The following is a 15,746-nucleotide window of genomic DNA, read 5'->3' on the forward strand; positions in this document are numbered from 1 at the left end:
GGGGGGTTACCCGGTGCCCAGCGTGAGCACCAGGTCCTCGCCGGCGGTCAGTTCCAGCGGCCCGCCGCCGGCGGGGGTCCTGAGGTCGATCCGCGCCGTCCTCGACGGCCGGACCGTGGCGGTGCAGCTCCCGTCGCGCCACTCCAGGTCGACGCACGCCCCGAACCGGGTCCGCACGCCGCGCAGCGCGCCGCGCGTCCACGCCGCCGGGAGCGCCGGCAGCAGCACGAGGCGGTCCGGCGCCGACTGCACCAGCAGTTCGATCAGCAGCGCCGGCAGGGTGTGCGCGGCGTCCGCGTTGTACACGTCGCGCCCCGGGTAGTGGGCGCTCATCAGCGACGCGTGGAAGAAGTCCCCGTCCAGCACCCGCCGCAGCGCGCCCGCCGCCCGCTCCCCGTCCCGCAGCCGCGCCGCGACCAGCGCGTGGTGCAGGTGGCCGTGGGCCGAGTCGTTCTCCGTGCCCCGCAGCTCCAGCGCGCGGTGCGCCGCACGCGCCAGCTCCGGGGTGTCGTACGGGTTGATCTCGCCCAGCGGCCACACCGGGTACAGGTGGCTCAGGTGGCGGTGGTCGTACGTGTCGGCCAGGCCCGGCCACGCCCACTCGGCCAGCGCCCCGTCGTCGTTGACCCGGTAGTCGGGCAGCCGGGCGGCCAGCGCCAGCAGCCGCTCCGCGTCCCCGGGCAGGTGCGCCGCCGCCGTGGTCAGCGCGTGGCGGGCGGCCGCGATGTCCATCGTCGCGTTGAGGGTGCCCCAACTCGCGTTGGCGGGCCGGTTCTCCGGCGAGTACGACGGGACGATCACGATCCGCCCGTCGGGTCCCGTCCGGGTCAGGAAGTCCTCGTAGAACCGGGCGACCTCGGCGAGCGCCGACACGAGCCGCGGATCGGTCTCGCCGCTCGTCTCGGCGTGCTCCACCAGCGGCAGCAGCAGCCAGTCCGCGCCCGCCGTCCACAGGTGCAGCGGGTAGGCGCGCTGGAAGTGGTACGTGTGCCCCGACACGCCGTCCGTGTGGGACGGCGCGACCACGCCGCGCGCGCCGAATACGGCCCGCGCGTTGTCCCGCCAGTCCGGCAGCTGCCCGTACACGAGCGCCGCGTGGGCCTCCGTGACCTCCGGCAGCGCGCCGGCCGCGGCCGAGGCGGTCTGCAGGTTCAGGTTGGCGTTGGTGGTGAACGCCCCGGACCAGGCCGTGTCCCAGTCCCCGGTCCACAACCCCACCAGCCGCGGCGGCAGCATCCCGCTCGCCGACAGCAGGTGGTACCGGCCGGCCGCGAACAGCCGCTCCAGCAGCGCCGCGCCGCCCGGCCGGGCCAGCAGCGCGCTCCCCGGCAGCGCCCGCTCGGCCGGGTCCCCGCCGAGGTCCAGGGCCACCCGCTCGTACGCGGTCCGGTGCGGGGCCTCGTGCCGGGCGAGGAGCCGCGCGTACCCCCGCGAGGGCGTGCCCTGCCCGTCGAGCAGGGCGCGCAACCCGGCCGCCTCCGCCCGGACGTCCAGTTCGCCGGTGTGCCGGCGCACCCGTGTCAGCAGCAGCACCTCGCGGGCGCCCGTCAGCCGCACCCCGTCGCCCGCCACCGCGGCCGTGCCGCCCGCCGCGACGACGAGCGTCACCCCGGTGAAGGCCGTGTCGCCGCCCGGGTAGCGGGCCCGCAGCGTGAGCAGCGCGCCCTCGGGGGTCAGGGCGGTGCCCCGGCCCACGGCCAGCCCGGCCGGCGCGCCGGGCAGCCGCGGGTCCAACGCGATCCCCGCGTCGACCGGGCCGCCCGTGACGTACTGGACGACCACGTCGTCGGCGCGCGAGACGAACACCCGGCTCTCGTGGCCCGCGCACACGGCCCGCACCACCCCGGTCGCGAAGTCCACCTCCCGCCGGTAGCCCGGCGCGGCCCCGCCGGGCCCGGACGCGCCGTCCCGGCGCAGGCGCACCGCGCACGCCGGGTGGAACGCGCCCACCCAGCGCAGCGCGCGCCCGTCGGTGAACCCCTCCGCCGCCGCGGTGTCCCCGGCCAGCAGCCGGTCCTGGAGCCCGGTCAGCCCCTCCGCCAGCCGGGGCGGCAGCGTGTCCGCGGCCGGTACGGGACGGACCAGCGTGTGATGGGTGACGATCACCCGGTCGTCGTCCGGGTCGCCGAACACGAGGGCGCCGTGGCGGCCGTTGCCGCTCAGGAACGCGTCCTCCCACCGCGCCGCCGGTTCCGCCTCCCACGTCCCGTGCACCGGACCGGCCGACGAACGGGCCGGCGTCACGGCGCCGCCTCCCGCAGCACCGCCACCCCGTACCGCTCCAACGCCAGCGACCCGGCCACCGCCGCGCCCGTCAGCACGTCCCGGTACGTCCCGGGCACCGCCACCTCGGCCGGCGCCCGCCCGTGGTTCAGCACGAACAGCAGCTCACCGCGGCGCACCGCCTCCACGTCCGCCGGCAGCCCCTCCAGCACCGGCCGCGCGCCCGCGGCGGCGGCGGCCCGTCCCAGCAACTCCCGCAGCCCGGCCGGCTCCGGGAGGGTCGACACGTACCAGGCGCGGCCCCGGCGCAGCACCGCCGGCATGCCCGCCAGCTCCCCGTCCCGGTACGCGGCCACGACCTCGGCGTCCGACGCCTGGAGCTCCTCCGACCACAGCGTGCCGGCGAAGCCGTCGCACGCGACCGTCTCGCCCCGGTCCAGTGGCCACCACTCGTGGAGGACGTCGATCCCGAACAGGGCGCGCAGCCGCCCGTCCATGCCGCCCGGCCGGATCCGGTCGTCCTCGTCGGCGACGCCGGTCAGGAACCCGGACACCAGGGTGCCGCCGCCCGCCACGTACGCCACGAGGTTGTTCACCGCCGCGTCCGACAGCAGGTACAACTGCGGCACCACCACCATCCGGTAGCCGCCCAGGTCGTGCTCCGGGTGGGCGAACGCCGTGGTGAGGCCGCCCTCCCACAGCGCCCGGTGCCACGCCCTGACCAGCTCCGGGTACTCGACCTCCTGCGAGAGCCGCCCCTCCTGCTGCGCGGCCCACCAGGCGTGCCAGTCGTGCAGCACCGCCACGTCCGCCGCCACCCGCGTGCCCGCCACCTCGGGCCCGAGCACGGCGAGTTCGGCGCCGATCCGCTTGACCTCCTGGAAGGTGCGGCCGTGCTCGCCGGCGTGCGACACCATCCCGGAGTGGAACTTCTCCGCGCCCTGCCGGGACTGCCGCCACTGGAAGTAGCAGACGGCGTCCGCGCCGTGCGCCACGGACTGCAGGGACAGCAGCCGGTTGAGCCCCTTCGGCTTGGGGTGGTTGACGCTCCGCCAGTTCACCGAGCCGGCGGCCTGCTCCATCAGCATCCACGGGCCGCCGCCCGCCTGCGACCGGGTCATGTCCCCGATCAGCGCGTTGTACTGGCCGCCCAGCGGGTCCCTGGGGTCCGGGTAGACGTCGACGGAGACGACGTCCTCCTGCGCGGCCCACGCCCAGGCGTCCTGCCCCGACCAGAACGGCATGAAGTTCGTCGTGACGGGGACGTGCGGGGTGTGCCGGGCGACGATGTCCCGCTCCGCCGCGTAGCACTCCAGCAGTGCGTCCGAGGTGAACCGCCGGAAGTCCAGCAGGTGCGCCGGATTGCGGATGTACTGGGCGCGGCGCGGCGGGAGGACCTCGTCCCACGCGTCGTACCGCTGCGACCAGAACGCCGTGCCCCACGCCTCGTTGAGCGCCTCGACGGTGCCGTACCGGGCGGCCAGCCAGCGGCGGAAGTGCCGGGCCGTCTCGTCGCACCAGCAGGACGTGCAGTACTCGTTGTTGACGTGCCACATCGTCAGCGCCGGGTGCCCGGCGTAGCGGGCGGCGAGGTCCTCCGTGATCGCCGCCGCGTACGACCGGTACGTGGGCGAGCTGGCGCAGAAGTGCTGGCGGGAGCCCCACCAGACGGTCCGCCCGTTCTCGTCGCGCGGCAGCGTCTCGGGGTGCCGGGCGCCCATCCACGGCGGCGGCGAGGAGGTCGGAGTGGCCAGCACCACGCCGATGCCGTGCGCGTGCGCCAGGTCCATCACCCGGTCCAGCCAGCCGAAGTCGCGGGCGCCGGGGCGCGGTTCGATCCGCGCCCAGGAGAACACCCCGACCGTGACCGAGTTGACGCCGGCGTCCTTCATCAGCCGCACGTCCTCGGCCCAGGTCTCCTCGGGCCACTGCTCCGGGTTGTAGTCGCCGCCGAAGAGGATCCGGCCCCGGGCGGCGTCGCCGAGCGCCGGCATCAGACCGGGTCCCCGTACTGGATGCCGCGGCCGTTGGTGCCGAGGTAGACCCGGCCGTGGATCCGCGGGTCACCGGTGATCACCTCGCCCGTCCAGCCCCACTGGTGGGCGTCGTCGTTGATCCGCACCCAGGTGCGCCCGGCGTCGTCCGACCGGTACACGCCGGTGAAGTCCTCCACGGCCCCGGTCTGGAAGACCGCCGGGTAGCCGCTCCCGCCGGGCGCCGCCTTGCCGAAGCCGAGGGCGTACGACGCCCAGCAACTGGTCACCTTGGTGAAGGTGCGACCTCCGTCCGTGGACCTGAACAGGCCGTTCCACTTGGCGGAGAGCCACAGGTCGCCGCTGTGGCCGGGCGCCGCCGCGATCCGGAACTGCACGTCGCCGGAGGGCAGCCCGGTCGCGCCGGCGGTGAAGGTGGCGCCGCCGTCGGTGCTGGTGTACACCGTGCCCTCGGCCGTGTCGTACGCGTAGAAGCGCTTCGGGTCGACCGGGTCGGCGACCGGGGCGGCACCCTTGGGGAAGGTGGCGACCTCGGTCCAGCGGGCGCCGTTGTCGGTGGAGCGGTGGGTGGCGTGGCGGGTGCCGTCCCAGTGCACGAACGACCACAGCAGCACACGGCCGTCGGCGCTGGTGGCGATGGGGCCGGGGGCGTCCTTGGCGAGGGCGGGCTGGGTGGCGAACGGCGCCCACGTCCGGCCGCCGTCCGTCGAGTACGCGCCGTTGCCCTGGTCGCCCCAGCCGGTCCGCACCACGTACCGCGGCTTGAGGGGGGCCAGGGACAGCCCGGTCGCCGTGCCGAACACCGGGTTCGCGGCCATGCCCCGCGAGGGGGAGGACGTCAGCCGCTCGTGGTACATCACCCCGATGTCGCCGAGCCCGCTCAGCAGGTGCGCCCGCCCGGTGGGGGGCGACACGAGCTGGCGGACGGAGCTCTCCTCCAGCCCGCGGATCTCCGGCGCCCACCGGCGCAGGTCCCGCGTGCCGTACAGCGTCGCGCCCGTGCCGAACACGACGTGCCGCGAGTCGAACGGGTCGAGCGCCAGCGCCTGGATCCACCAGCCGAACTTGGGCTCGTCCCCGCCCCACTTCAGGTACGGCGTCTCGGACACGTCCAGGACGGCCGTGTCCTTCAGGGAGGTCCAGGTGGCGCCGCCGTCCGTCGACCGGAACAGCGTGTCGACCTGCCCCCACCGGTTGTTGGTGGACACGACGACCGCGCCGGGGCGGCGCGGGTCGGTCGCCACACCGCCGTACCCGAACGTGTCCCCGGGGCCCGGCCGGACCGGGGTCACGTCGCTCCACGTGCCGGTCACCGTGTCCAGCCGGTGCACGGAGCCGTCCGACTGGCCGTTGGGGCCCGGGGCGTCCGCGTACGTCACGTACAGGGCGCGGGCCCCGGCGTCGTACGCCGCGCGGATCGGCACCCTCGCGGACGCGCCGCCCGGCCGGCCCGGCACGGCCTCCCAGCCGCCGCCGGCCGTCGTCCGGTACAGGGCGCCGTCGCCGTCGCCCCAGCCCGCGTACACGGTCCGCCCCGCGGCGACCAGCAGCGTGACGCCCTGGCCCGTAGCGGACGGCGTGGCGGGGAAGGGCGCCGCGCTCCAGGTGGCGCCCCGGTCGCGGGAGACCAGCAGGCCGTCGTGGCGGGTGCCCAGCCACAGGGTGGCGGAGTCGCGCGGGTCGACCAGCAGCCGCTCGCCGGTGCCCCGGCCGTCCTCGTTGGCGCCCAGCTTCACCTCCAGGTCGGTGCGGGCCCAGGTGGCGCCCCGGTCGTCGGAGCGCAGCACCGCGCCGTTGCCGGACCACGGCTGGCTGTACGTGCCGAGCGCCAGGTACAGCCGGTCCGGGTGGGCGGGGTCGACGGCCATCGCCTCGACGCCCAGCAGGTTCCAGTCGTCCCAGCCCAGGTGGTCGGTGAGCGGCGTCCAGCGGGCCGCGCGGTCGTCCCACCGGTAGGCGCCGCCGATGTCCGTACGGGCGTAGGCGAGGCCCCGCACCCCCGGGTGGAACAGCACGCCGGTGATGAAGCCGGTGCCGCCGATCACGGCGGTCCGCCAGCGGTAGGGCGCTCCCTTGGCCGCCGCTCCCGCCGCGCGGGCGGCGCCCGGGGCGGGCGCGGCGTGGGCGGCGTGGGCGACGGAGACGGTGGCGAGCGCCGCGGTGGCGGCGCCACCGGCGAGGACGGACCGTCGGCTCAGCGGAGAGGGACGCATGACATGCCTCGTTCTCTGGGGGGTGGGAAGGGGCGGGGGCCGGGGAGGACACGGCCGGGTGGGACGGGGAGGCCACGGCTGGGTGGGCGTCTGCCGGGACGGGGGGGGGGGGGTTCACACCCCGGCAGACGCCGGTACGGGTGGGGGAGCGGGGCTGGGGCGGGCCCGGATCAGCCCTTGACCGCGCCGGTCAGCATCCCCTTCTTGAAGTGCTTCTGCACGAACGGCGAGGCGATCGCGACCGGGACCAGCGCCAGCACCATGACGGCCATCTGGACGGAGAGCGGCGACAACTGGTTGGTCCTGATCATCTGGGCCAGGCCGGTCGGCGGCTCCTGCTTCTGCACGATCTGGATCATGACGTTCTGCAGCGGCATCATGTCCTGGTCCGTGAGGTAGATCGAGGCGTTGAACCACGCGCTCCAGTACCCGACCGCGTAGAACAGCGCGATCACCGCGATCACCGCGCGGGACAGCGGCATGACGATCTGCCAGAGGATCCGGAAGTCGCCGGCGCCGTCGATCCGCGCACTGTCGATCAGCTCCTGCGAGATGTTCATGAAGAACGCCCGCAGCACCAGGATGTTGAAGACGCTCACCGCGCTCGGCAGGATCAGCGCCAGGTACGTGTCGGTCAGCCCCAGCGCCTGCACCAGCAGGTACGTCGGGATCAACCCGGCGCCGAAGAACATCGTCGCCAGCAGCGTCATCAGGATCCAGCGGTGCCCCGTCGTCCCGGACCGCGACAGGCCGTAGGCGCACAGCACCGACACGGCCATGCTGAACAGCGTGCCGACCACGGTCACGCCCACGCTGATCAGCGCCGCCCGCTGCACCTGGCCGCCGCTCAACAGCTCCTGGTACGCGACGAAGGTGATGTCCTTCGGGATCACGACGAGGCCGCCGGCCTCGGTGATCGCCTGACGGGAGGAGAGGCTCGTGACGATCACGATCCACAGCGGGAACAGGATCGCCAGGCAGGCCCCGGCGAGCACGATCCCCTTGGCGGCGAGCCCCGCCTTGCGGGGCTCCTCCTCCCACACGGGGCGGGGCGGGGCCGCCCATCCCCTGCGCAGTGCCGACGTCACTTCTTGTACACCCCCTGCTCGCCCATGAGATGGGCGACCTTGTTCGCCGCGAGGACCAGCCCCAGGCCGACGACACCCTTCACGAGGCCCGCCGCGGCGGCGTAGCCGAAGTCCTGGTTGCGGATGCCGTTCCACCACACGTAGGTGTCCAGCACCTCCGCCGCGTCCGGCCCGACCGCGTCCCGTTGCAGCAGCAGCTGCTCGAAGCCCACGGTCAGCGCGTCGCCGACGCGCAGCACCAGCAGCAGGGCGATCACCGGGCGCAGCGCGGGCAGCGTCACGTGCCACATCCGCCGCCAGCGCCCGGCGCCGTCCATCGCCGCCGCCTCGTACAGGTCCTGGCTGACCGCGGACAGCGCGGCGAGGAACACGATGATGCCCCAGCCGGCGTCCTTCCAGATGCCCTCGGAGGTGACCAGGAACTTGAAGATCCCCGGGTCGGTCATCAGGTCGAAGCCCTCGATGCCGTGCTGCCGCAGCGTCTGCGCGATGATGCCCGCGCCGCCGAAGATCTGCTGGAAGACGGTGATGACCAGGACCCACGAGAAGAAGTGCGGGAGGTACATGATCGCCTGGGCGACCGCCCGCACCCGCGGCCGGATGATGCTGTTGATCAGCAGCGCCAGCACGATCGGCACCGGGAAGAACAGCACCAACTGGAGGAGGAACAGCACCAGGGTGTTCTCCACCGCCCGCCAGAACGCCGAGTCGGAGAAGATCCGCTCGAAGTTCTCGAACCCGATCCACGGGCTCTCCAGCATGGCGACGAAGCCGTTGTCGCTGAGGTACGGGTCGTAGTCCTGGAACGCGACCACGTTGCCCAGGACGGGCACGTAGTTGAAGACCAGGACCAGCAGCAGCGCCGGCAGCGTCATCAGGACGAGCGTCCGGTCCCGCCGGAACCTGATCCGCAGGCTCACCTTCCCTCCCCCGCCGCCGGTCGCCTTCCCGGCGGCGCGGCGCTTCCCCGGCGGGGCTCCGACGGTCCCGGCCTCCGCCGCCCCGGCGGAACCGGAGCCGGGGACGGCGCCGCGGGGCGGCGCCCCTTCCTGTGCGGCGCCGTCCGGGGCGGGCTGGGCGCCCGGTACCGTGCTGTGCTGCGACACGGTTCTCTCCTTGCGTGTCGACGTGTCAGTTCGAGGCGGAGCCCGCGTCGTCGAGCAGCTTGCGGTACCAGTCGCGCAGCTTGTCGCCGCCGCCGCTCCGCCACTCCGACACGGCCTGCTGGACGTCGCTGATCTTCTTGCGACCGCGCACGACGTCGTCCTCCAACTGCTCGAAGTCGTCCGCGAGGTTGGTCCAGCGGCTGGGCTCGGTGACCGTCAGCCCGTAGAACGCGGTCTTCTTCGTGAAGGCGCCCATCCGCTGCTGCCACTCGACCTCCGCCTTGACGAGGTCGGGGCGGTCCGGGTGCGCCCGGTACGGAGCCGGGTCGCCGACCAGGTCGAACGCGCCCGTCACCTGGAGGTGGCCGGTGTCGTTCTTGACCGGCATGCCCTTCTGCACCGTGTGGTGGGTCCCCTCGACGCCGTAGTCGGTGAGCAGGCGCTCCTTCGTGCCGTACGGCGCCGCGCAGAAGTTGGCGATGGCCAGGAAGTCCCGGACGACCGCCTCGGACGCCTTCTTGCTGACGAAGGCGAAGATGTTCGCCGGCTGCTGGGCGTAGAGCTTCGGTGCCGACCCGTCGTGGCCGAAGATGTCCATCGCGCCCATCGCGAAGTCGGGGTTCTGCTGGGCCTGCTCGATGCTCTTGACGTACCAGTGGGAGAGGTCGTTGTTGTAGACGAGGACCTGGCCGGCGGTGAACCGGTTGCCGGAGTCGCCCTGGTTCTGCGCCTTGGCGTCGGGGTGCACGACGTTCGCCGCGTACAGCTTCCGGACCCACTCCAGCGCCTCGAGGTACTGCTCGGTCTCGATCCGGTTGACGAGCTTGCCGTCGACCATGTCCCACCACAGCGCCTTGTCGCTGCCGGGGAAGACCCCGAAGGAGTTGAAGGCGGTCCACTTCATGTCGTCGCAGGCCCACACCTTCGCCTTGGCGCTGGTGGCCTCCTTCGCCCAGGCGAGGAACTCGTCGGCGCTCTTGGGCACCTGGTAGCCGCGCTTCTCGAAGACGTCCCGCCGGTAGAACGGCACGATGTTGATCACGTACGAGGCGGGCATCGGGATGCCGCGCAGCGCGCCGCCGAAGATCGACCGCTGCCAGGCGTCGGTGGGGACGGCGGCCAGGTTCGGGAAGTCCTTCACCTTGTCGCCCGACAGGTGCGGGCCGAGGTCGGCGAACTTGGCGTTGACCGCGCTGGGGATCTTGCCGGTGAGGTTCCAGCCCGGCACGACCACGACGTCGGGTATCTCGCTGGAGGCGAGCACGGCACCGAGCTTCTCGTCGTACGTGTTGCCGTCCTGGTTCTGCCACTGCGTCTTGACGCCGATGGACTCGTCCATCGCGCGGTACCAGGGGTTGTCGCTCTTCGGGGGCGAGCCCCACATCGGCGCCATGATCCTGACGGTGCTGCCCTTGCCGAGCTTCTCCGGCACCGAGGTCTTCAGCTGCGCCGCCGCGATGGCGGTGGTGAAGCCGGCGGCGGAACCGTTCTTCGCCGGGATGTCGGGCTTGACGATGTCCTGGGGCACGTACGTCGGGAGGATCTTGGCGGCGTCCTTGCCCGAGGTGGCGCCGTCCTTCCGCTCGCTCTGCCCGCTTCCTCCGCAGGCGGCGAGGAGGGGCACCCCGCCCGCCACCGCGGCGGCGGCGACCGCCGTCGAGGCCAGGAAGCTCCTCCGGCTGGGGCCGGAGGTGCGGGGTGAGGGGGAGTTCGGCGTCATTGCGTCAACCCTTCGTGGCGCGCCAGGACACCCGGCGTGTCCGCCGGTCGGCTGCGGTGTCTGAGACGGGACGTACGGCACTGGCTGATTCGAAGCGTTCGCCGCACACGGCCGGTGCAGGCTGCGCTTTTAGTCGAAGCGCTTCGATGTTGCTGCGAGGTTAAGTGAACGCAACCGGGCGCACAAGGGTGGTCGGCAAGATTCCTCGGAGCAGCGGATTCCTTATGAGTGCTGAGGTACAGGGACGCAATCGAGATGTTGTCACGGTGTGTCTTGACACTCGCAGTGAACGCAACCGAGCATCGAAGCGCTTCGAAAGATCGCTCAAGAACATCCACAAGGGGAACCCCACGTGACCGCAGACCGGCTGCCCTTCCGCGACCCGCGGCTGCCCTTCGGCAAGCGCGTCGACGACCTGCTCGGGCGGCTCACGCTCGACGAGCGCGTCGCGCTGCTCCACCAGTTCGCGCCCGCCGTGGACCGCCTGGGCGTGCCCGCGTTCCGCACCGGCCAGGAGGCCCTCCACGGCGTCGCCTGGATGGGCCCCGCCACCGTCTTCCCCCAGGCCGTCGGCCTCGGCGCCACCTGGAACGAGGACCTCGTCCGCCGTGTCGGCGAAGCCGTCTCCACCGAGGTCCGGGCGATGCGCGCCCGGGACGAGCGCGTCGGCCTCAACGTCTGGGCGCCCACCGTCAACCTCCTGCGCAACCCCCTGTGGGGCCGCGGCGAGGAGGGCTACTCCGAGGACCCCACCCTGACCTCGGCCATCGCCACCGCCTACACGCGCGGCCTGCGCGGCGACCACCCCGTGTACTGGCGCACCGCCCCGGTCCTCAAGCACTGGCTCGCCCACAACAACGAGACCGACCGCGACACGAGCTCCGCCTCCGTGCGCCCCCGCGTCCTGCACGAGTACGACCTGCGGGCCTTCCGCACCGCCGTCGAGGCGGGCGCCGTCGCCGGCGTCATGCCCGCCTACAACCTGGTCAACGGCCGCCCCAACCACGTCTCGCCCTATCTGCGCGAGCACCTGCGCACCTGGACCGACCAGGAGCTCCTCGTCTGCTCCGACGCGGGCGCGCCCAGCAACCTCGTCGACTCCGAGCACTACTTCGACACCCACGAGGAGGCCACCGCCGCCGCCCTGCGCGCCGGCGTCGACAGCTTCACCGACCACGGCACCGACGGCTCGAAGATCACCGCCCGGGTGCGCGGCGCTCTCGACCGCGGCCTCCTCGACGCGTCCGACATCGACGCCGCCGTACGCCGCCAGCTCCACGTCCGCTTCGCGCTCGGCGAGTTCGACCCCGACCTCGACCCGTACGCCGACACCGACGCCTTCGACACCGCCGAGCACCGCGCCCTGGCCCTGGAGGCCGCGGAGCAGGCCGTCGTCCTCCTCACCAACGACGGCCTCCTGCCCCTCGACCCGACCGCCGGGCAGCGCGTCGCCGTCGTCGGCCCGCTCGCCGACGAGTGCAAGCTCGACTGGTACAGCGGCACCCTCATCCACCGCTCCAGCCCCTTCGACGGGATCCGCGACCGCTTCGGCGCCGACCGGGTCACCCACGCCGAGGGCGCCGACGTGGTGCGCCTCCGCTGCGCCGCCGGCCTCCTGCGCGTGCCCGAGGCGGGCGGGACCGCCCAGACGGCCGCGCGCGGCGCCGAGGGCGCCCTCGACCCGGCCCTGCTCGCCGGGCGCACCGACCTGCCGCCGCTCACCGCCGACGCCGAGGGCACCGAGTTCGCCCTCACCGACTGGGGCGGCGGCGTCCTCACGCTGCGCGCCCCCGGCGGCCTCTACCTCTCCGTCGCCGACGACCGCCGCGTACGGGCCTCCGCGGACCAGCCCGGCGGCTGGGTCGTCCAGGAGACGTTCCGGCTCGAACCGCACGGCGACGGCCACCTCCTTCGGCACATCGGAACGGGGGGTCACGTCTCCGTCGCCGCCGACGGCGCGAAGGTTGCCGCCGAAGGCGAGGAAACCCCGACCGTCTTCACCGTCGAGACCGTCCGCCGCGGCGTGGACGAGGTCACCGCCGCCGCCGAGGCCGCCGACGTCGTCATCGTCGTCGCCGGCAACGACCCGCACATCAACGGCCGCGAGACCGAGGACCGCACCACCCTCGCCCTGCCCGGGGCGCAGGACCGGCTCTGGCGCGCCGCCCGCGCCGCCAACCCGCGCACCGTCCTGGTCCTCTCCTCCTCCTACCCGTACGCGGTCCCGGACGCCGCCGCCGAGCTGCCCGCCCTGCTGTGGACCGCCCACGGCGGACAGGCCGCCGGCACCGCGCTGGCCCGCGTCCTCGCCGGCGACGTCTCCCCGGCCGGCCGGCTGCCCCAGACCTGGTACGCCGCCGACGCCGACCTGCCGGACCTGTTCGACTACGACGTCATCGGCGGTCGCCAGACGTACCTCTACTTCGACGGCCGCCCGCTGTTCCCCTTCGGCCACGGCCTGACGTACACGACGTTCGCCTACGCGGACCTCACCGCGGAGCGCCGAGGCGACACGGTCCACGTGGCGTTCACCGTCACCAACACCGGCCCCGTCGCCTCCGACGAGGTCGCCCAGGTGTACGTCCGCGCCGTCGACCCGACCGTCCCGCGACCGCACCGCGAGCTCGTCGCCCACCGCCGCCTCCACCTCGCGCCCGGCGCCGGGCGGCGGCTGGAGTTCGAGGTGCCGGTCCTTGCGCTGGGCTTCTGGGACGTCGCCCACGGCCGCTGGACGGTGGAGCCCGGCACGTACGCCTTCCTGGCCGGCGCGTCCAGCGCGGACCTCCGCCTGGAGACCGGACTGCGGGTCGACGGCCCGCCCCCCGCCCCCCGCCCGGTCCTGGAGCGCGGCCTGGCCGCCGCCGACTACGACGAGCAGCGCGGCACCGTGATCGCCGACCGCGCCAAGGACTCCGGCGACTGCGTCACCCCCGACGACGGGGGAGCGGGCGAGTTGCTCTACCGCCGCTGCGACCTCGGCGCCGGGGTGCGCGCGGCCACCCTGGAGGTCTCCGGCACGGGCACGGTCGCCCTGGCCCTCGCGGACGGCACCGAACTCGGCCGCGTCGACGCGGCGGTGCCGGGCGGCCCGTACGCCTACGCCGACCTGGAGACGTCCGTCGACGCGCGCGGCGTCCAGGACCTCCGGGTCACCCTGACCGGCACCGTCCGCCTCGCCGGGCTGCGGTTCGTCCCGGCCGCCGGCTGACCGCCCCGCCCCGCCGGACTGCGCCCCGCGGCCCGGCGGGGCACGCTGGAGGCGTGGAGCGTAGCGTGCGGCCGGAGACACGGGAGCTGGGCGCAGGCCTGGCGGCCCTCATGGAGGACACCGGTGCCTCCGTCGGCATGCTCTACCTGCTGTCCCCGGACGACCGGGCGCTGCGCCTCACCGTCCTGAGCGGCGTGCCCCTGGACATCGCCGTGCCGTGGACCCGGGTGGCGCTCGACGACCCCGTCCCCGTCGCGGACGCCGTGTCCCGGGGCCGCCTGGTGTGGCTGGGCGACCAGGAGGAGATGGCCCGCCGCTACCCCCGGCCGGGGCTGGTCCTGCCGTACCGGTTCTCCCTGGCCGCCGTCCCCGTCACCACCGGCGACCCGGTCCGGGGCGGGCTCGTCATGCTGTGGCCGGCCTCCCACCCGCCGACGCTCACCGGGGACGAGGCGCGGGCCCTGCGGGAGGGCGCCGAGCGGATGGCCGCCGTCCTCGACGGGGCCGCCCGCGCGGGCCGCCCCGTGCAGCCGGCCCTCCGGCCCCTCGTGGTCCACCCCCGCGGCGCCCCGCCCGTCACCGACCGGGCCACCGCCGCCCTGGCCTTCGCCGACCGGCTGCCCGGCGGGAGCTGCGCCCTCGACCTCGACGGCCGTATCACCTTCGTCACCCGGGCCGGCGCCGACCTCCTCGGCCTGCCCGCGGCGGACCTCCTCGGCGCCCTGCCGTGGGAGGCGCTGCCCTGGCTGGACGACGCCGTGGTGGAGGACCGCTACCGGGCCGCGCTCATCAGCCGGGAGACCACCGCGTTCACCGCCGTGCGCCCGCCCGGCCACCGCCTGCGCTTCCGCCTCCACCCGGACGCCACCGGCATCAGCGTCCGCATCACCCCGCTGCCCGGCACCCCGGCCGCCCCGCCCGGCGCCGCGCGGGACGCCGAGGCGCCGGGCCGGAACGCCCCGGCGCCCGTGGTCACCGGCCGGGCCGGCGGCCTCTACCACCTGATGCACCTGGCGGCCCTGTTCACCGAGGCCGTGGGCGTCAAGGACGTCGCCGAGCAGACCGTCGAGCAGCTCACCCCCGCCCTCGGCGCCGAGGCGCTCGCCCTGCTCGCCGCGGAGGACGGCCGGCTGCGGCTGGTCGGGCACGGCGGACGCGATCCCACGCTCGCCGAGGCGCTGCACTCCGTCCCGCTCAGCGCGGACACCCCCGAGGTGCGGGCGTTCACCACCGGTACGGCGCTGTTCTTCCGCAACGCCGGGGAACTGCGCGCCGCCCACCCCCGCGCGCGCCACCAGACGCCGGAGGGCGCCTGGGCGTACGTCCCCCTCATCGCGTCCGGCCGGCCCGTCGGGGCGCTCGTCCTCGGCTACGGCAGGCCCCGCCCGTTCCACTCCCCGGAGCGCGCCGTCCTCACCTCCCTGGCCGGCCTGATCGCGCAGGCCCTCGACCGGGCCCGGCTGTACGACGCCAAGAACGACCTCGCCCACCGCCTCCAGGCCGGTCTCCTCCCGCACAGCCTGCCGAGCGTCCCCGGCCTGGGCGTGGCCGCCCGCTACCTGCCCGCCGCCGTCGGCATGGGCATCGGCGGCGACTTCTACGACGTGATCCGGCTCGGCGACACCGCCGCCGCGGTCACCATCGGCGACGTCCAGGGCCACAACGTCGACGCGGCAGCCCTCATGGGCCAGGTCCGCACCGCCGTCCACGCGACGGCGGGCGCGGCGCCCGGCGAGGTCCTGGCCCGCACCAACCGGCTCATCCTCGACCTGGACCCGGGCCTGTTCACCAGCTGCCTCTACGCGCACCTGGACCTGACCCGGCGCCGCGCCGTCCTCGCCACGGCCGGGCACCCCCCGCCGCTGTGCCGGCACGCCGACGGCACCACCGGGGTCCTGGAGGTACCGCCCGGACTGCTCCTCGGCATCGACCCCGGCGCCGCGTACCCGGAGACGGAGGTCCCGCTTCCCCCCGGGGCGCTCCTCGCGCTCTACACCGACGGGCTGGTCGAGGTGCCCGGGGTGAGCCTCGACGAGACCACCGCCGACCTCGCCGCCCGGCTCTCCCGGGGCGCCCCGGACGACCTGGACGCGCTCGCCGACGCCCTCGTCGACCACGCCCGCCGCACCGCGCCCCGCGACGACGACATGGCCCTCGTCCTGCTGCGCACCCGCTCCTGACGCGCGCCTCCCGG

The 15,746-nt window shown here is 74.5% G+C and carries 8 protein-coding genes; 2 read left to right on the forward strand and 6 right to left on the reverse strand.

Annotated elements, in window-relative coordinates; genetic code table 11:
- Window positions 1-6 precede the first annotated feature (6 nt).
- The 6 genes from AC07D6_RS04385 to AC07D6_RS04410 all read right to left on the reverse strand — a co-directional run bounded on the left by AC07D6_RS04385 (window position 7) and on the right by AC07D6_RS04410 (window position 10,344).
- The gene (locus AC07D6_RS04385; protein ID WP_479041868.1) at window positions 7-2,244 is read right to left on the reverse strand and encodes a glycosyl hydrolase family 95 catalytic domain-containing protein; all 2,238 of its coding nucleotides are present in this window, start codon (window positions 2,242-2,244) and stop codon (window positions 7-9) included.
- Window positions 2,241-4,217, reverse strand: a complete 1,977-nt coding sequence (locus AC07D6_RS04390; protein WP_479041870.1) for a beta-galactosidase — start codon at window positions 4,215-4,217, stop codon at window positions 2,241-2,243. The genes AC07D6_RS04385 and AC07D6_RS04390 overlap by 4 nt, the downstream gene beginning before the upstream one ends.
- A complete protein-coding gene (locus tag AC07D6_RS04395) occupies window positions 4,217-6,430 on the reverse strand; it encodes a 1,4-beta-glucanase (protein ID WP_479041872.1) in 2,214 nt (737 codons plus the stop codon). The genes AC07D6_RS04390 and AC07D6_RS04395 overlap by 1 nt, the downstream gene beginning before the upstream one ends.
- 170 nt (window positions 6,431-6,600) lie before the next feature.
- Window positions 6,601-7,518, reverse strand: coding sequence for a carbohydrate ABC transporter permease (locus AC07D6_RS04400; protein WP_479041874.1), 918 nt, complete (start codon window positions 7,516-7,518; stop codon window positions 6,601-6,603).
- Window positions 7,515-8,624 carry an ABC transporter permease gene (locus tag AC07D6_RS04405; protein WP_479041876.1) on the reverse strand — a complete coding sequence of 370 codons (1,110 nt, stop codon included), beginning with the start codon at window positions 8,622-8,624 and terminating at the stop codon, window positions 7,515-7,517. The genes AC07D6_RS04400 and AC07D6_RS04405 overlap by 4 nt, the downstream gene beginning before the upstream one ends.
- Before the next feature lie 25 nt (window positions 8,625-8,649).
- On the reverse strand, window positions 8,650-10,344 hold the full coding sequence (locus AC07D6_RS04410; RefSeq protein ID WP_479041878.1) for a type 2 periplasmic-binding domain-containing protein: 1,695 nt from the start codon (window positions 10,342-10,344) through the stop codon (window positions 8,650-8,652).
- A gap of 352 nt (window positions 10,345-10,696) precedes the next feature.
- On the opposite strand from AC07D6_RS04410, the gene AC07D6_RS04415 reads away from it, so the two are divergent.
- Both AC07D6_RS04415 and AC07D6_RS04420 read left to right on the forward strand, forming a co-directional pair.
- Window positions 10,697-13,552 carry a glycoside hydrolase family 3 C-terminal domain-containing protein gene (locus AC07D6_RS04415; protein WP_479041880.1) on the forward strand — a complete coding sequence of 952 codons (2,856 nt, stop codon included), beginning with the start codon at window positions 10,697-10,699 and terminating at the stop codon, window positions 13,550-13,552.
- 110 nt (window positions 13,553-13,662) lie between these two features.
- Window positions 13,663-15,732 (forward strand): SpoIIE family protein phosphatase, encoded by a 2,070-nt coding sequence (locus AC07D6_RS04420; protein WP_479042334.1) that lies wholly within the window; start codon window positions 13,663-13,665, stop codon window positions 15,730-15,732.
- The last annotated feature ends 14 nt before the right edge of the window (window positions 15,733-15,746 follow it).

The organism is Streptomyces sp. NPDC045287 (assembly GCF_056432325.1).

What these genes read in the sequence shown, in the direction of transcription:
- AC07D6_RS04410 (WP_479041878.1), bottom strand. Translation starts at nt 10,344, where the DNA reads ATGACGCCGAACTCCCCCTCACCCCGCACCTCCGGCCCCAGCCGGAGG.
- AC07D6_RS04420 (WP_479042334.1), top strand. Translation starts at nt 13,663, where the DNA reads ATGGAGGACACCGGTGCCTCCGTCGGCATGCTCTACCTGCTGTCCCCG.
- AC07D6_RS04390 (WP_479041870.1), bottom strand. Translation starts at nt 4,217, where the DNA reads ATGCCGGCGCTCGGCGACGCCGCCCGGGGCCGGATCCTCTTCGGCGGC.
- AC07D6_RS04395 (WP_479041872.1), bottom strand. Translation starts at nt 6,430, where the DNA reads ATGCGTCCCTCTCCGCTGAGCCGACGGTCCGTCCTCGCCGGTGGCGCC.